We start from the raw sequence: 16,942 nt of genomic DNA, 5'->3' as shown, positions 1-16,942 counted from the left end.
GCGTGATCATCGGGGTCGGGATCGATGTGGCCGAGATCGAACGGTTCGACGCGGCGCTGGAGCGTACGCCGCATCTGGCCGACCGGCTCTTCCTGGAGAGCGAGTTGCTGCTGCCCAGCGGCGAGCGGCGGGGGGTCGCCTCGCTCGCCGCCCGGTTCGCCGCCAAGGAGGCCCTCGCGAAGGCGCTCGGCGCGCCGGGCGGCCTGCTGTGGACGGATGCCGAGGTGTGCGTCGAGGACAGCGGGCAGCCCCGGCTGCGGGTCCGCGGCACGGTCGCCGCGCGCGCGGCCGAGCTGGGCGTACGGCACTGGCATGTGTCGCTCAGCCACGACGCGGGGGTGGCGTCGGCCGTGGTGATCGCGGAGGGTTGAGTACATGCGTACCGCCTACAGCGTTCAGACCGTACGGGCCGCCGAACGCGCCCTGATGGCCCGGTTGCCGGAGGGCGCCCTGATGCAGCGCGCCGCGGCGGGACTCGCGGCGGCCTGCGCCGATGTGCTGCGGCGGCGCGGACGGGTGTACGGGGCGCGGGTCGTCCTGCTCGTCGGCAGCGGCGACAACGGGGGCGACGCGCTGTACGCGGGCGCCCGGCTGGCCCGCCGCGGTGCGGGCGTGCGCGCCGTGCTCACCTCGCCGGGGCGCGCCCACCGGGGCGGGCTCGGGGCGCTGCTCGCGGCGGGCGGAAGCGTGGCGGGGAGCGCGGACGAAGGCGCGGCAGGGGGCGCGGACCGGGGTGCGGCGCGGGACGCGGCCGGAGGCGCGGCGCGGGACGTGGTGGCGGGCGCCTGGGGCGGGCATGTCGATCTCGTCGTGGACGGGATCACCGGCATCGGCGGGCGCGGCGGACTGCGCCCGGACGCCGCCGCGCTGGTGCGGGCCTTCGAGGCGACCGGTGCGGCCTTCGTCGCCGTCGATCTGCCCAGCGGCGTCGAGGCGGACACCGGCGAGGTGCTCGGCGACGCGGTGCGGGCCGACGCGACCGTCACCTTCGGCACGTACAAGCCCGGCCTGCTCATCGACCCGGCCGCCGAACTGGCGGGCGCGCTGCACCTCGTCGACATCGGGCTCGGCCCGGAGCTGCCCGATGTGCCCGACCTGGAGGCGTTGCAGTACGCGGACCTCGCCGCGCTCCTGCCGGTACCCGGCAGCGAGAGCGACAAGTACCGGCGCGGTGTCGTGGGCGTCGTCGCCGGGTCGGCGCGGTATCCGGGGGCGGCGGTGCTGGCCGTCTCCGGGGCGCTGCGGGGCGGTGCCGGAGCGGTGCGGTACGTGGGGCCGGGCGCCGACGCGGTGATCGCCCGTCATCCGGAGACGCTGGTCCACGCGGGGCCGCCCGCCAAGGCCGGGCAGGTGCAGGCATGGGTCGTCGGGCCGGGGCTCGGGGACGGTACGGAGGCCGTGGAGGCGGTCCACGACGTGCTGGAGGCGGACGTTCCGGTGCTCGTGGACGCGGACGGGCTGCGGCTGCTCGACGCCGCCGCCGTACGCGCGCGCATCGCCCCGACCCTCCTCACCCCGCACGCCGGTGAGGCCGCGGCCCTGCTCGGCGTCCCGCGTGAGGAGGTCGAGGCGGGGCGGCTCGCCGCCGTACGGGAACTGGCCGCCCGCTTCCGCGCCACGGTCCTGCTCAAGGGGTCGACGACCCTGGTCGCCACCGACGCCGGACCCACCCCCGTACGGGTCAACCCGACCGGCACCTCCTGGCTGGCGACGGCCGGAAGCGGCGACGTCCTCTCCGGCCTGACCGGCTCCCTGCTGGCGGCGGGCCTGGCCCCGCGCGACGCCGCGTCGGCCGGTGCGTATCTGCACGGCCTGGCCGCCCGGCACGCCTCGGACGGGGCCCCGGTCGCCGCGCAGGACGTCGCGGAGGCGATCCCGGCGGCGTGGCGGGACGTACGGGCCTGAGTGATCCTGGGCGCAAGCGGCGGCAAGCAGCGGCAAGCAGCGGGCAGGCCGGCAAGCGGCGGCAGACAGCGGCAGGCGCCGACGACAGCCGCGGCAGGCACCGGCAGGCCCCGGCAGGCAGCGCCGGGCAACGGCAGGCGGACGCCGACAGGAGGGCCGATCGTGGGCACCAGCAAGGGCAGCGGCACCGATGTGCGCGTACGCCGGGTCTACGACCCGCAGGAGGACGGCGACGGCACCCGCGTCCTCGTCGACCGGCTCTGGCCGCGCGGCGTGGCCAAGGACCGGGCCGGGATCGACAAATGGCTCAAGGACGTCACCCCGTCGAAGGAGCTCCGCTCCTGGTACCACGAGGACCGCACCGGCGCCCGCTACGACGACTTCGTCGACCGCTACCGCGCCGAACTGGCCGACCCCGTCCACACGGCGGCCGTCGGCGAACTGGTGGAACTGGTCCGCGAGGGCGGCCCGGTGACCCTGGTCACGGCGGTCAAGGACGTACCCCACAGCCATGTCCCGGTCCTCGTGGACCATCTGGAACACGAGCTGCGCCACCCCTGAGGTGTACGCGTGAGGTGTACGCGCGCGGCCCGGCCGGCAACCCCGGCGGGCCGGCCCCTCCCGGCCCGCCGCCCGAAGGGTCTGCCGTACGCCTCTGAGAGACTGGGCGCGATGAACGAGACAGCGTCCTTGAGAGCCCGTGCCGAGATCGACCTCGCCGCATTGCGCGCCAACGTGCGCGTGCTGCGCGCACGGGCGAGCGGCGCGCAACTCATGGCCGTCGTCAAATCCGATGCGTACGGGCACGGAGCGGTGCCCTGCGCCCGCGCCGCGCTGGAGGCCGGGGCGACCTGGCTGGGCACCGCGACGCCGCAGGAGGCCCTCGCCCTGCGGGCGGCCGGGCTCGGCGGCCGGGTGATGTGCTGGCTGTGGACGCCGGGCGGGCCCTGGCGCGAGGCGATCGAGGCCGACATCGATGTGTCGGTGAGCGGGATGTGGGCCCTGCGCGAGGTCGTCGCCGCGGCCATGGAGGCCGGCATTCCGGCCCGTGTCCAGCTCAAGGCCGACACCGGCCTCGGGCGCAACGGCTGCCAGCCCGCCGACTGGCCCGAACTGGTCGCCGCCGCCCGCGCCGCCGAGGACGCGGGCACCGTCAGGATCACCGGCCTCTGGTCCCACTTCGCCTGCGCCGACGAACCCGGCCACCCCTCCATCGCCGCCCAGCTGAACGCCTTCCGCGACATGGTCGCGTACGCGGAGAAGGAGGGCGTCGACCCCGAGGTGCGCCACATGGCGAACTCCCCGGCGACGCTGACGATCCCCGAGGCGCACTTCGACCTCGTACGGACCGGGATCGCGATGTACGGCATCTCGCCCAGCCCCGAGCTGGGCACCCCGGCCGACTTCGGGCTGCGCCCCGTCATGACGCTCGTCGCGTCGATCGCCCTGGTCAAGCAGGTGCCGGCCGGTCACGGGATCAGTTACGGACACCACTACACGACCTCCGCCGAGACCACCCTCGGCCTGGTGCCGGTCGGCTACGCGGACGGCATCCCGCGCCATGCCTCCGGCCGGGCCCCCGTCCTCGTCGGCGGGGTGCGGCGGCGGATCGCGGGCCGGGTGGCCATGGACCAGTTCGTCGTCGACCTCCACGGGGACGAGGTCGAGGTGGGCAGCGAGGCGGTGCTCTTCGGCCCGGGGGACCGCGGCGAGCCGAGCGCCGAGGACTGGGCACGGGCCGCCGACACGATCGCCTACGAGATCGTCACCCGGATCGGTGCCCGGGTGCCGCGCGTCCATCTGCATGGCACCCCGGCCGAGTCCTGACCGATCAAGCGCCCCTGACCAGGCACGATCTGAGCACGACCGGAACTGACCGGCCCTGACCTGACGGACACGACCGACGAGGAGCGCGGCACGGTGAGTGAGACCAGCGCGGGGGACGCGGTGACGACGGCCGCCACGGCGGTCGGCTGGCGCCGGGCGGGGATCGCCGGAGCCGCCATAGGCGTGATCGCGGCAGGCGCGGCCGCCGGGGTCGCCGTCGAGCGGCTGACCGTGGGCCGCGGCATGCGCAGGCGGGCCAGGCTGGCGCTGGACGCCTCGGGGCCGTACGGCTCGCTGCGGGGACTGCCGGGCCGGGCCGCGGCCGACGACGGCACCGAGCTGTACTACGAGGTGGACGAGGTCGAACCGGACGGCGGCACCGGCACCGCGGGGACCGCGGAGAGCGGCGGAAGCGGCACCGGCGCCGCCACGGGGGCGGCCGGTACGCGCCGCCGCAGGCTCTTCGGCCGCAAGGCGCCCGCGCCCGTCACCGTCGTCTTCAGCCACGGCTACTGCCTCAGCCAGGACTCCTGGCACTTCCAGCGGGCGGCGCTGCGCGGGCTGGTCCGCACCGTCCACTGGGACCAGCGCAGCCACGGCCGCTCCGAACGGGGCCGGGCCCAGGCGGACGGGGTGACGGTCGGCATCGACCAGCTGGGCCGTGATCTGAAGGCGGTCATCGACGCGGCCGCCCCGGAGGGCCGACTGGTGCTGGTCGGGCACTCGATGGGCGGCATGACGATGATGGCGCTCGCCGACCAGTACCCCCAGCTCATCCGGGACCGGGTCGCCGCCGTCGCCTTCGTCGGCACATCGAGCGGGAAGCTCGGCGAGGTCAATTTCGGGCTGCCGATCGCGGGCGTGAACGCGGTGCGGCGGGTGCTGCCCGGCGTGCTCAGGGCGCTCGGTTCCCAGGCCGAGCTGGTGGAACGGGGCCGGCGCGCGACCGCCGATCTCTTCGCCGGGCTGATCAAGCGGTACTCGTTCGGTTCGCGGGACGTGGATCCAGCGGTCGAGCGGTTCGCCGAGCGGCTCATCGAATCCACCCCGATCGACGTGGTCGCCGAGTTCTACCCGGCCTTCACCGAACACGACAAGAGCGCCGCGGTGCCCGCGTTCCGCGACCTCCCGGTGCTGATCCTGGCGGGCGACAAGGACCTGGTGACGCCCAGCTCGCACAGCGAGGCCATCGCGGACCACCTCCCGGACGCGGAGCTGGTCATCGTCCCGGACGCCGGGCATCTGGTGATGCTGGAACACCCGGAGACGGTGACCGACCGGCTGGCGGACCTGCTGGTACGCGCCGGGGCGGTGCCGGCAGCGGCTAACGTTGGCGGGCATGGAAGCACCGCACAACAGCCTGGCGACTGAGGCCGGCGAGGGCGCCGCGACGGGCACCGTCACCGTGGGCCTGGCCGTCGGATCCCCCGAACAGATGCAGGCCCTCGGCCGCCGGATCGCCGCCGTCCTGCGCCCCGGTGACCTCGTGATGCTCACCGGCGAGCTCGGCGCCGGAAAGACGACACTGACCCGGGGGCTGGGCGAGGGCCTCGGGGTGCGGGGCGCCGTCACGTCCCCCACCTTCGTGATCGCCCGCGTCCACCCCTCGCTGACCGGCGGTCCCGCGCTGGTCCATGTCGACGCGTACCGCCTGGGCGGCGGACTCGACGAGATGGAGGACCTGGACCTCGACGTGTCGCTGCCGGAGTCGGTGGTGGTCGTGGAGTGGGGCGACGGCAAGGTCGAGGAACTGTCCGAGGACCGGCTGCACGTGGTGATCCACCGGGCGGTCGGCGACACGGACGACGAACGGCGCACGGTGACGCTGATCGGCGTCGGGACGCGCTGGGCGGGACTGCGCGAGGAGATGGCCACCGAACGGCCGGGGTAGGCGGCCCGGCAGGGGGCCGCGGCGCGTGCTCGGCGGGGTGGGCCCGTCCGGCGCGCGGTGACCTGGCAGGTCCCGGTGACACCTGGTGGCGGGAGATGTTCCGCGCGCTCGTTCGTGTGCTGATCCGGCCGTCCCGCACTCTTTCCGACAAGCCGTCGGTAAATTGTTGCGCAGGGAGTGGCGGTCGTGGTCACATGGATGGGAGACCTGGTTAGGTCTGCCTAACCACGACCTCCACCGGAGTTCCAGGAGGCATCCATGCCGACGTCCGAGCGCGACCCGCAGCCGCAGCCGCAGGCGCCGTCCGCCCTGTCGATGAAGGATCTGCTGGCCTCGTGCGCCGCCGCCGCGGCGGTGTCCACACCACCGGCCGAGCCGGCCGCGGAGGAGACGGAAGGGCTGCCGTCCCGGCGCGACGCTGCATAGGACGCGACGCGGCACGGGGAGCGGTGCGGCGCGGTGTAGGACGCGACGCGGCGTAGGACGCGACGCGGCAGCACCCGTGGGCGGGCCCCGTTACGGGACGACGACCACCTTCGTGCGGACGGTAGCGAACTCCCACACCGCGTCCCCGTCGGCCCGGGACATCCGCACGCCGCCCGTCTTCAGTGTCGGGTCCGGGCTCTCCATCGAGCCGTCCACCGCCGCGCTGAATCCGACGGACACGCCCTCCACCATCGTGAACCGCACCACGTGCTCGATCATCACGCCGTCCGAGCCCTTGGTGGGCGGCCCCTGCCGCGGCGTACCCACCTGGTACGTCCCGGGCTTCGGGCTCAGCGCGCTCGGCATGACCTCGAAGGTCCTGACCGCCTTGCCGGCTTCGTCGACGAGCCACACCTGGCGGTCCTTCAAGGCGTACACGACGCGCTTCCCGGTGCCGGAGCCGACCGGAAGCACGGCCGGCGGCTTCTTGTCCTTCGGCTTGTCGTGGCCGGTGGCGGGTGCGCTGGCGGACACCGTCGGCCTGGGGGCGGCGACGGAGTCGGGCGCGTTCGCCGATGCCTGGTAGGCCAGGAAGCCGACCGCGGCGAGAGCCGCCGTGGTGAGCCCGGCCACGATTCCCGAGCTGCCCCTTGCCACCGTGCGCGCCCCTTTCGCTTCCGTATGTCGTACAAGCGGTTAGCGATTACGTCGTACCCGCGTGTACACGGTGACGGTAGCAGCCGGAACCAGTCGTACCGGGACGCCGTACGGGGCGCCGTGCCCCCGTCGGAGGAGCCGTAGGCTGTTTGCGTGCTCTTGCTCGCCGTGGATACCGCCACCCCCGCCGTCACCGTCGCCCTGCACGACGGGACCTCCGTCGTCGCCGAGTCGGGTCAGGTCGACGCCCGAAAGCACGGGGAGCTGCTGCTGCCCGCCGTCGACCGGGTCCTCGCCGAGGCCGGGGTGAGACTCGACGCCGTGACGGACGTGGTCGTGGGCGTCGGCCCCGGCCCGTACACCGGCCTGCGGGTCGGCCTGGTCACGGCCGCGACCTTCGGCTCCGCCCTCTCCGTCCCCGTGCACGGGGTGTGCACCCTGGACGGTCTCGCGTACGCCGCCGGTCTGGAGGGCCCGTTCGCCGTCGCGACGGACGCCCGCCGCAAGGAGGTCTACTGGGCGCGCTACGAGGACTTCCGTACGCGCGTCACGGAGCCCGCCGTCGACCGGCCCGCCGACATCGCCGAACGGCTCGCCGGACTCCCCGTCGTCGGGGCGGGCGCGGTGCTCTACCCCGAGGCGTTCGGGGACGCCCGAGGCCCCGAGCACGTCGGCGCCGGTGCGCTGGCCGCCCTCGCCGCCGAGCGGCTCGCCGCGGGCGCGGAACTGCTGCCGCCGCAGCCGCTCTACCTCCGCAGGCCCGACGCCCAGGTCCCGAAGAACTACAAGGTGGTCACCCCGAAGTGACGAGCACGACTGCCGTACTGCGCGAGATGCGCTGGTGGGACATCGATCCGGTGCTGGAGCTCGAACACGAGCTGTTCCCGGACGACGCCTGGTCGGCCGGAATGTTCTGGTCCGAGCTGGCGCACTCCCGCGGCCCGCGGGCCACCCGTCGCTACGTCGTCGCCGAGGACCCCGCCAGCGGCCGGATCGTCGGCTACGCCGGTCTCGCCGCGGCCGGTGACCTCGCCGACGTGCAGACGATCGGTGTCACCCGCGACCACTGGGGCGGCGGCCTCGGCTCCGAGCTCCTCACCGATCTGCTGAAGCACGCCACGGCCTTCGAGTGCGCCGAGGTGCTCCTCGAAGTCCGCGTCGACAACACCCGGGCGCAGAAGCTGTACGAACGCTTCGGCTTCGAACCCATCGGCTTCCGCCGCGGCTACTACCAGCCGGGCAACGTCGACGCACTCGTCATGCGCCTCCACGTACACGAACACGTACAAGAAACAGAGACTGACTGATGGCTGACGAACCGCTCGTACTCGGCATCGAGACCTCCTGCGACGAGACCGGCGTCGGCATCGTCCGCGGTACGACGCTGCTCGCCGACGCCGTCGCGTCCAGCGTCGACACGCACGCCCGCTTCGGCGGCGTCGTCCCGGAGATCGCCTCCCGCGCGCACCTGGAGGCGATGGTCCCCACCATCGAGCGCGCCCTGAAGGAGGCCGGGATCAGCGCCCGCGACCTCGACGGCATCTCCGTCACGGCCGGTCCCGGACTGGCGGGCGCGCTGCTCGTCGGCGTCTCCGCGGCGAAGGCGTACGCGTACGCGCTGAACAAGCCGCTCTACGGGGTGAACCACCTGGCCTCGCACATCTGCGTCGACCAGCTGGAGCACGGCCCGCTGCCCGAGCCGACCATGGCGCTGCTGGTCAGCGGCGGCCACTCCTCGCTGCTGCTCGCGCCGGACATCACCAACGACGTACGGCCGCTGGGCGCGACCATCGACGACGCGGCGGGCGAGGCCTTCGACAAGATCGCCCGGGTGCTGAACCTCGGCTTCCCCGGCGGCCCGGTCATCGACCGGCTGGCGAAGGAGGGCGACCCGGGGGCGATCGCGTTCCCGCGCGGACTGAGCGGTTCGCGCGATCCCGCGTACGACTTCTCCTTCTCCGGCCTGAAGACCTCCGTGGCCCGCTGGATCGAGGCCAAGCGGGCGGCGGGCGAGGAGGTGCCGGTACGGGACGTGGCGGCGTCCTTCCAGGAGGCCGTGGTGGACGTGCTCACCCGCAAGGCCGTCCGGGCCTGCAAGGACGAGGGCGTCGACCACCTGATGATCGGCGGCGGTGTCGCGGCCAATTCGCGGCTGCGGGCGCTGGCCGAGGAGCGGTGCGAGCGGGCCGGCATCCGGCTGCGGGTGCCGAGGCCGGGGCTGTGCACGGACAACGGGGCGATGGTCGCGGCGCTGGGCGCGGAGATGGTGGCCCGGGGCAGGGCGGCCTCGGACCTGGGGCTGTCCGCGGACTCGTCGCTGCCGGTGACCGACACCCACGTCCCCGGTGCCGACACGCACAGCCACAGCCACACGCACGGCCACAGCCATGCGCACGACCACGATCACGTCCACGAGATCAGCAAGGACAACCTCTACTCATGAGCGGTACGACCGTCGCGTTGATGTGGGAGGCCCGCGCCGCCGCCGGCAGGGGCTCCGAACTCCTGGAGTGGGCACGCGCCCGGTCGGCCGGACTGGCCCGCGAGCCGTTGCGGCGCGAGCTGCTGCGCGCCCCGCTGGACCGGGTCCTGGTCATCACCTGGTGGGAAGGGGCGTACGGTGACGAGCTGCCCGAACTCCCCGAGCCGGACGCCGAGTTGATCACCCGCCCGGTGCACCGCTGGCGCTTCGAGTCCCTGGGGGCCGTCGAGTTCCCCGGCTGATCGGCCTCGGGGAGCGGCTCGGCCCGGGGAGTTTCCCGGCCCAGGGCGGATCCCCGGCCCCGGGAAGCCGCTCAGCCCCGGGAAGTCCCCCGGCTGATCAGTCCCGCGATGATCGCGTCGAGTTCCTCCGCCACCTCGTAGTCGGCGGCGTACTCGCGCCAGCGGTCCTTGACCTCTGTCAGCCGGGGCAGCGCGGCCGCGTCCTCCTCGGTGACCATCTCGGGAAAGTAGCGCCTGCTGGGCGGGTTCTGTGCGCGGCGTTCGGCCGACCGGCGGAAGACCAGGTCGCCGTAGACGTAACTCCAGATCGTCCGGTACGCGCGTACCGCCTGGGCGGGGGAGAGGCCGCAGGCGAGCGCCGAGTCGATGATCTCCTCGACCATCCACAGCGCGTTCTTGTCGGTCAGCTCGCCCAGCGCCAGGATGTCCAGCACCCAGGGGATGCGCGCCAGCAGGCCGTGCATGTGCACCGCCACCGCTAGCAGCCGCTCGCGCGGGTCCTCGGGCAGCTCGGGGCGCGGGGAGCCGGCCGCGGTGCCCGACAGGGTGAGCATGAGCAGCTCGTCCTTGTCCTGCACGTAGTGGTAGAGCGCCATCGGCGTCGAGCCGAGCTCCTTCGCCACCCGCCGCATGCTCAGGGCGTCCAGGCCCTCTTCCTCGATGATGCGGCGCGCGGTGGCCACCATCGCGTCCGGGTCGAGCCTGCGGGGCCGCCCCACGGACCGTTTCGCCGCGGTCCGCTTCTTCGTTGTTCCTGACGCCTTCGCCGTTCTGGGCGTCTCCTCTGTCCCTGGCATCCGGGCATTGTCCCCCGTTCCGTTGACGCGATTAATTTCTATACACGTATAGTAATGGCTGTACCGAGTGACCGCGAGGGAAGGAGAAGCCGTGAACGACCAGTCACGGCAGGTGCGTTGGCTGCTGGTGGTGGCTCTCACCGTGCAGTTCATGGTGGCGCTGGACATGTCCGTGGTGAACGTCGCGTTGCCGGACATGCGCCGCGATCTCGACTTCACCGCGGAGGGGCTCCTCTGGGTCGTGAACGCCTACGCGCTGGCGTTCGGCGGGCTGCTGATGCTCGGCGGGCGGCTCGCCGACCTGCTCGGCAGCCGCCGGGTCCTGGCGGCGGGCCTGACGCTGTTCGGCGTCGCGAGCCTGGCCGGGGGGCTCGCGTGGTCGCCCGGCGGGCTGATCGCCGCACGGGCGGTGCAGGGGATCGGCGCGGCCGCGCTCGCCCCGGTCGCCTTCGCCCTGATCGCCATCGCCTTCCCGGCCGGGCCCGCCCGCTCCCGTGCCCTCGGGCTGTGGGGCATGGCGGGTGCGGCGGGCGGCGCGGTCGGCGTGCTCGCCGGCGGGCTGCTCACCGATGCGGCGGGCTGGCGCGCGGTGATGCTGGTGAATGTGCCGATCGTGGTGTTCGCGCTGGTGGGGGCCGTACGCTCTGGGCTGGACAGCCGCTCCGCCCGGACCCGTGCCCGGCTCGATGCGGCCGGAGCACTGCTCGCCACCGCCGGTACGACCCTGCTGGTCCTCGGCCTCGTACGCACCTCGACCCACCCCTGGGGGTCGGCCCAGACGCTGTGCACGCTCGGTGCCGCCGTGCTCCTGCTGATCGCGTTCGCCGCCGTCGAGCTGCGGGCCGGGACTCCGCTGCTGCGCCTCGGTCTGCTGAAGGGGAGGCCGGTCCTGACCGCGAACCTCTTCTGCCTGCTGCTGAGCTCGGGGCAGTTCGCCGCGTTCTACTTCGTCTCGCTCTACATGCAGCAGGTGCTCGGTTACGGGCCGACCGCAGCCGGTGCCGCCTTCCTGCCGTTCTCGGCGGGTGTCGTCGCGGGCTCGATCGTCGCCACCCGCACGGTCGCAGCGCTCGGTACCCGGCGGCTGCTGGCGGTGGGCGGCGGCCTCGCCGCGCTCGGCCTGGCCGGGTTCGCGGCGACGGCGCAGGCGGACGGCGGCTTCCTGTACTCGATCCTCGGCCCGTCCCTGGTCTGCAGCCTCGGCATAGGGATGTGCTTCGTACCGCTGGGCACCGCGGCCACGACCGACGTCGCGCCCGACGAGACGGGGATGGCCTCCGGGCTGCTGAACAGCGCCCGCCAGGTGGGCGGCTCGCTGGGGCTCGCGGTCCTGGTCACCGTCGCCGCCCAGGTCACCGGGGACGGGGGCCGGCCGGCGGATCTCGCGGCGGGGTACTCGGCGGCGTTCTGGGTCTGCGCCGGCCTGCTCGCGGTGGCGGCGCTGGCGGCCCTGGTGCTGCTCCCGGCACGCACGCGGACCGCCGCCGCGGTGAGCGCGTCAGCCACTCCGGTGACCGACTAGGCGCCCGCTCCGGCGGCGGACCCGGCGCCCGCTCCGGTGGCCGACCCGGCAACCGACCGGCGACCGACCGGCGACCGCTCCGGTGGCCGACTGAGCAGCCGCTCGCCCCCTCAGGGCACGGCGACGCCCATCGAGTCGGCGGCCATCGCCTTCGGTGCGCCCTCCACGTAGAACACATCCAGATCGACGATCGTGAACCCCGCGGCCGTCAGCATCTCGGCGACCGGCCGGGTCAGCCGGCACCCGGCGAAGAGCCGCCGCTCCAGCGGGTCGAGGCGGTGTTGCCAGCGGCGTACGTTCTCGTCCTCCTCCGGCGCCAGACCGTGCTCCAGGAAGTGCAGGGTCGCACCGGGTTTGAGGACCCGGCGTACCTCGCGGAGCGCCGCGTCGGCGTCGGGGATGGTGCACAGCGCCCACGTCGACAGGGCACCGTCGAAGGTGTCGTCCTCGAACGGCAGGTACTGGCTGTCCAGACAGGCGCGCCGTACCGGCGTGTGCCCCGCGTCGATGCGGTCGCGGGCCAGCTTCCAGCCGAGATCGGACGGCTCGACCGCGGCCACGTCGGTGACGGCAGCCGGGTAGAACGGGACGTTGTGCCCGGAACCGAACCCGATCTCGATGATCTCGCCGTACAGCCCCTCGCAGACCCGGCGCCGCAGCGGTTCGACCGACTTCATCCCGCCGACGGCATCGGCGATCCGGGGCACGATCCGTTCGACATAGAACCCCATCGCGAACCTCCGTGTGTCCCCTTCCAGCATGGCACCGCGACGGCCCCGGCGCACCGTGCCGCCCGCGAGGGGCACGGTGCGCGGTCGGTAGGGTCGGGCCCATGTTTCACCCCACACAACTGCCGCCGCCGCCACCGCCCGTGGAGATACGTTCCTGGCCCGACCGCGAGGCGCTGCTCACCGACCGCGCCGCGGTGCTCGGGGAGTTGGTGAAGAGGCATGTCTCACCGGGGCGGCTGGTGGCGCTGTGGCTGTGGGGAGTGCTCGGTGCGATCGGCTGGTCGCTGGTGGGCGCGGCGCTCATCATGCTGGAGGAGACGTACGACCTCTTCAGCGTCCTGATCGGCGTGATCCTCGTCGGCATGGGCGCCTGCTGCACGGTGCCCGCGATCGTCTTCGTCGCCGTCGGTGTGCGCCGCGACCTCGACATCCGCAAACTGCTCGTCGCCTGGGGCGAGTTGGACCGCGATCCGGAGCGCGACGCGCGCCTGCGGATGCCGGGCGTCAGCCTCGTCTGGCTGCTGATGTCCTTCGCGCTGTGCGCACTCGGGCTGTACGCGTGCATCGCCGTCCCGGCGACCGCCGAGGCGGCCCAGGAAAGTTTCGGCCTGGTCGCCCTGATCATGGGACTCGGGATGACCGGCTGGATCGTCGGACTGATCGGCATCACCAAGGCGTTCGCCCACCGCCGTTGGGTGCTGCGGGTACTGATCGGGGCGCGCGCTCCGGAGCCGCTGTTCTCCGTCGGGGGCGGCGCGCACCGCTGAGCCCGGACCTATCCTGACCGGATACATGAGTCACACAGGGGGAGGAGTGTCACATGGAGTGGTACTGGTGGGTGCTCATCATCTTCTGGACGGGCGGCTTCGGATGGGCCGTCGACAACGTCCGTACCGCGCTGCGCAACCGGCACACCCGCAAGCTGGAGCTGCTGGAGGCGTCCAAGCAGGAGCGGCTGGCCGTCGAAGCGGCCCACCGGCCGCCGGAGCCGGTCTGCGGCTGCACGCACCATCTCGCCAAGCACGACAAGCAGGGCAAGTGCCATGAGCGGGTCGAGTTGCCGACGGCCTGGGACGAGTCCAAGAAGCCGGTCCGCTTCGAGTCGGGCCGGTGCAACTGCCAGCAGTACGTGGGTCCTCAGCCGCTCTCGCAGGTGTACGCCGAGGACCTGACCGACCTGGCCTAAGGCGTCTTCGGCCGCGTGGGCCGGGCGGTCACCGGGTGGCCGATCAGCATGGTCGGGGCTCCGGCCACCCGGGTCAGGAAGACTGTCGCGGAGTTCGGCCCCTGGAGCTTCATCCTGCGGCGCAGCTCCTCCGGCTCGACGGCCGAGCCGCGCTTCTTCACCGTCAGGACGCCGACCTTTCGCTCCCGGAGCAGCGCCTTCAGCCTCTTCATGTTGAACGGCAGCCGGTCGGTGATCTCGTAGGCGGCGGTGTACGGGGAGTCGTACGGCTCGTCGCTCGTGACGTACGCGATGGTCTCGTCGATCAGCCGGCCCTCGCACCGCGCCACGATGTCGGCGACCAGGTGGGCGCGGATGACGGCGCCGTCCGGCTCGTACAGATAGCGGCCGACCGGCCCTACGGGCGGGGCGGGCAGCGGGGCCGCGGACCGGAGGGCGGCGCCGGCCGGGAGCACGGTGGCACGGTACGAACCGGGCGTGAAGCCCTCGCCGAACCAGAGCACCGCCTCCTTCACATCGCCGCCGTCCGAGATCCACTCGGCCTCCGCCTGCGCCGGGATCGCCTCGTGCGGGATGCCGGGGGCGATCTTCAGCGCGGCGCGGGGGGCGGCGAGCGCGGCGCCGGTCGCCCAGGAGAGCGGCGGCGAGTACGCCTCGGGGTCGAAGATCCTGCCCCTGCCGCCGCGCCGGGCGGGGTCGACGAAGACCGCGTCGTACGGCGAGGTGTCGATCTCGGTGACATCGGCGCACCGCACCTCGATCAGGCCGTCCAGCCCGAGCGCGGCGGCGTTGGCGCGGGCCACCTCGGCGGTCAGCGGGTCGCGGTCCACGGCGAGGACGGAGATGCCCGCCCGCGCCAGCGCGATCGCGTCGCCGCCGATCCCGCAGCAGAGGTCGGCGACGCTCCGCACCCCGCCGGCCGCCACGAACCGCTGCGCGCGATGGGTGGCCACCGACGTACGGGTCGCCTGCTCGACGCCGTTCGGCGTGAAGAACATCCGGTACGCGTCCTCGGCGCCGAACTTCGCCACCGCCCGCTGCCGCAGCCGCGCCTGCCCCAGCGCCGCCGAGACCAGGGAGGCCGGGTGGGTGCGGCGCAGCCGGGTGGCGGTGGCGAGCTCCTGGGCGGGGTCGTACGACCGCAGCTCGTCCAGGAGCGCCGCGCCCTCGGGGGTGCGCAGGGCCATGAAGGCGGCCAGGGGGCTGTCGGTGCCGGCCGGCCGGCCGTGGGTGCCCGACGGGTCGTTCGGGCCGTGCGGAGTGTTCGGGGCGAGAGCGTTCACCCGTCCCATTGTGAGCCAGCCGGGTTGACCGGTGGACCCGGCCGCGGTGTCGGGCCGGAGCGCCTCGCCGGTGCTGGCAGGATGCGACTCCATGCAACTTGTACGACAAAAGGAAGAATTGGTCATGTATTACGGCGAATCGGGTGCGTGGGGACCCGGGTGCGGACGGGGCCCCGGCGGGTACCGGCCGGCCCGCGCGGTCCTGGCCGCGCTCCTGATCGCCGCCGTCGGCTCCGGCTGCGCCTCCGGGGCCGGCGGCCGGGCCGACGCCGACATCGAACACCGGGTCCGGCCCTCCGCCGGACATCCGGGCGGTCCCGGGCAGATGGCGGGCCCCGGGCGGCCGGGCGGGCCGGGCCGCGCGCCCGTCGGGTCCTACGAGAACGCGAAACTCCGCCCGGCCGTACGCGCGGCCCTCGCCAAGAAATGGCGGCTGGCCCGGCCCCCGCTGATCGCGCCCCCGCCGCCCGCCGTCAAACCGCACCTCACCACCCGGAAGGGTTTCGAGGTGAAGGGCGGCGACGACTCCCTGCCGCCGGTCTTCACCACCGTCCCCACCAAGGACCGGGTCGTCTTCCTGACGATGGACGACGGCGCCGAGAAGGACCCCGAACTGCTCCAGATGATGGACGAGCTGGACATCCCGTACAGCGCCTTCCTCAGCGACTACGAGGTGCGCGACAACTACGGATACTTCGGGGAGGCGCAGCGGCTGGGCACCGGTCTCAACAACCACACGCTCAACCACCCCTACCTGCCCGGTCTCTCCCACCGCGAGCAGAAGCGCGAGATCTGCGACCAGCAGGCCATCATCGAGAAGCAGTTCGGGAAGCGCCCCACCCTCTTCCGGCCGCCGTACGGCAACTACAACGGCGACACGCTCCGGATCGCCAAGTCCTGCGGCATCAAGGCCGTGCCGCTCTGGAACGCGGAGGCGTTTCCGGACCACATGGAGTGGCGCGAGGAGGACCAGGACCTGCACCCCGGCGACATCATCCTCACGCACTTCCGGGGCCCGAAGGAATGGGGTGCCGGCATGGCCGACCTGGTCCGCGCGGTCATGAAGACCGTCACGGACAAGGGGTACGCCGTGGCCCGGCTGGAGGACTACGTATGAGAAGGGCGTACCGGGCGCTCGCCGGACTGCTGGCGGCCGGTGCGCTCCTGACCGCCATCGCCGGGTGCGCGCAGTCGGTGGACCCGATCGAACGGCTGGGCCGCAAGGCCGCACAGAGGGTGGCCCACCCCCGGCCGACCCCTGCGGCGGGCCCGCAGGCGCGTTCGCAGGCGCGTCCGCACGGTGAGCGTGGTGATCACGGTGAGCGTGGTGATCACGGTGATCACGGGGCGCCGGGGTCGCTGGTCGTCATCGCCTGCGATCAGCCGCCGGAGTCCAGGCACTCGTGGTTGTCGCCGCCGCTGAGGCACTGGTGGCCGGACCGGCCGGGACCGTCCGAAGGGGTGGAGGCCGGCGCCGGGTGCGAGCGGCGGTAGTCCTCGTGCCCGGTCAGCACCGTCACCGCGCACAGCAGCAGAGCCACCAGGATCTGGATCGCCCCCGCCCGCGGCAGGCCCGCGCGGATCAGTGCCGCGGCGATCAGGCAGACCGCCGCGGCGATCCCGCCGAAGACGAGGACGGGCGTCCAGTCCATCGGCGGCGGCCCCGCCGGCTCCTGTCCGCCGGGGTCCCACCGCGCGAAGGCCAGGCAGTAGGCGGCGGCCGCGCAGACCAGCCCCTCCAGAACCACCAGCAGCAGACCCAGCAGCACGTCGAGGCAGCCGCTCGCCGCGGGCGGGGAGTCCCGTGCGGCCGAGGGGCGCGGCGAGGGAGAGCCCGGCGGCGGTGGGTACGGAGGTTCGAGCATGAACCCACGGTCGTACGGAACGGTGCGGTCCGTCCCCGCGTTGTCCCCATGGTGTCCGGACCGTTGCCTGCGGCCGGCCCCCGCCGACACCGCGCGCCGACGGGGATTTCCCGACGCCACGACTGGCT

Annotated in this window: 20 protein-coding genes; 15 read left to right on the top strand and 5 right to left on the bottom strand. The window is 73.5% G+C overall.

The window, feature by feature from the left end:
• The first annotated feature begins 2 nt into the window (after window positions 1-2).
• The 7 genes from ACIOMQ_RS02680 to ACIOMQ_RS02650 all read left to right on the top strand — a co-directional run bounded on the left by ACIOMQ_RS02680 (window position 3) and on the right by ACIOMQ_RS02650 (window position 6,049).
• On the top strand, window positions 3-371 hold the full coding sequence (locus ACIOMQ_RS02680) for a holo-ACP synthase (protein WP_362207828.1): 369 nt from the start codon (window positions 3-5) through the stop codon (window positions 369-371).
• Window positions 372-375: 4 nt separating this feature from the next.
• A complete protein-coding gene (locus tag ACIOMQ_RS02675) occupies window positions 376-1,905 on the top strand; it encodes an NAD(P)H-hydrate dehydratase (protein ID WP_401263252.1) in 1,530 nt (509 codons plus the stop codon).
• Window positions 1,906-2,067: 162 nt separating this feature from the next.
• Window positions 2,068-2,466 (top strand): DUF488 family protein, encoded by a 399-nt coding sequence (locus ACIOMQ_RS02670; RefSeq protein ID WP_362207833.1) that lies wholly within the window; start codon window positions 2,068-2,070, stop codon window positions 2,464-2,466.
• 111 nt (window positions 2,467-2,577) lie between these two features.
• Entirely contained in the window at window positions 2,578-3,732 is a 1,155-nt protein-coding gene (alr, locus tag ACIOMQ_RS02665) for an alanine racemase (protein WP_402187671.1), read from the top strand.
• 93 nt (window positions 3,733-3,825) lie between these two features.
• On the top strand, window positions 3,826-5,103 hold the full coding sequence (locus tag ACIOMQ_RS02660; RefSeq protein ID WP_401263255.1) for an alpha/beta fold hydrolase: 1,278 nt from the start codon (window positions 3,826-3,828) through the stop codon (window positions 5,101-5,103).
• Window positions 5,072-5,623: a tRNA (adenosine(37)-N6)-threonylcarbamoyltransferase complex ATPase subunit type 1 TsaE gene (tsaE, locus tag ACIOMQ_RS02655; RefSeq protein ID WP_401263257.1), complete on the top strand. Its 552-nt coding sequence runs from the start codon at window positions 5,072-5,074 to the stop codon at window positions 5,621-5,623. Before ACIOMQ_RS02660 ends, tsaE begins: the two co-directional genes overlap by 32 nt.
• Window positions 5,624-5,881: 258 nt before the next feature.
• Entirely contained in the window at window positions 5,882-6,049 is a 168-nt protein-coding gene (locus ACIOMQ_RS02650) for a hypothetical protein (RefSeq protein ID WP_401263259.1), read from the top strand.
• Window positions 6,050-6,139: 90 nt separating this feature from the next.
• Here ACIOMQ_RS02650 and ACIOMQ_RS02645 read toward each other — a convergent pair whose 3' ends face one another.
• Window positions 6,140-6,706 carry a hypothetical protein gene (locus ACIOMQ_RS02645; RefSeq protein ID WP_401263260.1) on the bottom strand — a complete coding sequence of 189 codons (567 nt, stop codon included), beginning with the start codon at window positions 6,704-6,706 and terminating at the stop codon, window positions 6,140-6,142.
• A gap of 153 nt (window positions 6,707-6,859) precedes the next feature.
• Here ACIOMQ_RS02645 and tsaB point away from each other — a divergent pair, with 153 nt between their 5' ends.
• Genes tsaB through ACIOMQ_RS02625 form a run of 4 tightly spaced genes read left to right on the top strand, consistent with a single transcriptional unit; the run spans window position 6,860 to window position 9,430 of the window.
• The gene (gene tsaB, locus ACIOMQ_RS02640) at window positions 6,860-7,513 is read left to right on the top strand and encodes a tRNA (adenosine(37)-N6)-threonylcarbamoyltransferase complex dimerization subunit type 1 TsaB (protein ID WP_402187669.1); all 654 of its coding nucleotides are present in this window, start codon (window positions 6,860-6,862) and stop codon (window positions 7,511-7,513) included.
• A complete protein-coding gene (rimI, locus tag ACIOMQ_RS02635) occupies window positions 7,510-8,013 on the top strand; it encodes a ribosomal protein S18-alanine N-acetyltransferase (RefSeq protein ID WP_362207854.1) in 504 nt (167 codons plus the stop codon). Before tsaB ends, rimI begins: the two co-directional genes overlap by 4 nt.
• Window positions 8,013-9,149, top strand: coding sequence for a tRNA (adenosine(37)-N6)-threonylcarbamoyltransferase complex transferase subunit TsaD (gene tsaD / locus ACIOMQ_RS02630; RefSeq protein ID WP_402187666.1), 1,137 nt, complete (start codon window positions 8,013-8,015; stop codon window positions 9,147-9,149). Before rimI ends, tsaD begins: the two co-directional genes overlap by 1 nt.
• A complete protein-coding gene (locus tag ACIOMQ_RS02625; protein WP_401263263.1) occupies window positions 9,146-9,430 on the top strand; it encodes a hypothetical protein in 285 nt (94 codons plus the stop codon). The genes tsaD and ACIOMQ_RS02625 overlap by 4 nt, the downstream gene beginning before the upstream one ends.
• 71 nt (window positions 9,431-9,501) lie before the next feature.
• Here the strand turns inward: ACIOMQ_RS02625 and ACIOMQ_RS02620 are convergent, their stop codons facing one another.
• Window positions 9,502-10,227, bottom strand: a complete 726-nt coding sequence (locus ACIOMQ_RS02620; protein WP_401985772.1) for a TetR/AcrR family transcriptional regulator — start codon at window positions 10,225-10,227, stop codon at window positions 9,502-9,504.
• 151 nt (window positions 10,228-10,378) lie between these two features.
• Between ACIOMQ_RS02620 and ACIOMQ_RS02615 the strand changes: the two genes are divergently transcribed.
• On the top strand, window positions 10,379-11,749 hold the full coding sequence (locus ACIOMQ_RS02615; RefSeq protein WP_402187925.1) for an MFS transporter: 1,371 nt from the start codon (window positions 10,379-10,381) through the stop codon (window positions 11,747-11,749).
• A 110-nt stretch (window positions 11,750-11,859) separates the two neighbouring features.
• Here the strand turns inward: ACIOMQ_RS02615 and ACIOMQ_RS02610 are convergent, their stop codons facing one another.
• Window positions 11,860-12,480 carry a methyltransferase domain-containing protein gene (locus tag ACIOMQ_RS02610; RefSeq protein ID WP_362207866.1) on the bottom strand — a complete coding sequence of 207 codons (621 nt, stop codon included), beginning with the start codon at window positions 12,478-12,480 and terminating at the stop codon, window positions 11,860-11,862.
• A 101-nt stretch (window positions 12,481-12,581) separates the two neighbouring features.
• Between ACIOMQ_RS02610 and ACIOMQ_RS02605 the strand changes: the two genes are divergently transcribed.
• Window positions 12,582-13,247 (top strand): hypothetical protein, encoded by a 666-nt coding sequence (locus tag ACIOMQ_RS02605; RefSeq protein ID WP_401263265.1) that lies wholly within the window; start codon window positions 12,582-12,584, stop codon window positions 13,245-13,247.
• Between the two features lie 53 nt (window positions 13,248-13,300).
• Window positions 13,301-13,666, top strand: coding sequence for a hypothetical protein (locus ACIOMQ_RS02600; RefSeq protein ID WP_362207871.1), 366 nt, complete (start codon window positions 13,301-13,303; stop codon window positions 13,664-13,666).
• On the opposite strand, the gene ACIOMQ_RS02595 is transcribed toward ACIOMQ_RS02600, so the two are convergent.
• Window positions 13,663-14,958, bottom strand: coding sequence for a methyltransferase domain-containing protein (locus ACIOMQ_RS02595; protein WP_401985867.1), 1,296 nt, complete (start codon window positions 14,956-14,958; stop codon window positions 13,663-13,665). The two genes, ACIOMQ_RS02600 and ACIOMQ_RS02595, sit on opposite strands and share 4 nt — an antisense overlap.
• A 115-nt stretch (window positions 14,959-15,073) precedes the next feature.
• Between ACIOMQ_RS02595 and ACIOMQ_RS02590 the strand changes: the two genes are divergently transcribed.
• On the top strand, window positions 15,074-16,066 hold the full coding sequence (locus tag ACIOMQ_RS02590) for a polysaccharide deacetylase family protein (protein ID WP_402187664.1): 993 nt from the start codon (window positions 15,074-15,076) through the stop codon (window positions 16,064-16,066).
• A 262-nt stretch (window positions 16,067-16,328) separates the two neighbouring features.
• On the opposite strand, the gene ACIOMQ_RS02585 is transcribed toward ACIOMQ_RS02590, so the two are convergent.
• A complete protein-coding gene (locus ACIOMQ_RS02585) occupies window positions 16,329-16,814 on the bottom strand; it encodes a DUF6234 family protein (RefSeq protein WP_402187662.1) in 486 nt (161 codons plus the stop codon).
• Between the last annotated feature and the right edge of the window lie 128 nt (window positions 16,815-16,942).

The organism is Streptomyces sp. NPDC087845, assembly GCF_044742755.1.
Classification (GTDB): domain Bacteria; phylum Actinomycetota; class Actinomycetes; order Streptomycetales; family Streptomycetaceae; genus Streptomyces.
Note: the sequence above shows the minus strand (reverse complement) of the source record. Positions and strands in the feature narration are given on the sequence as shown.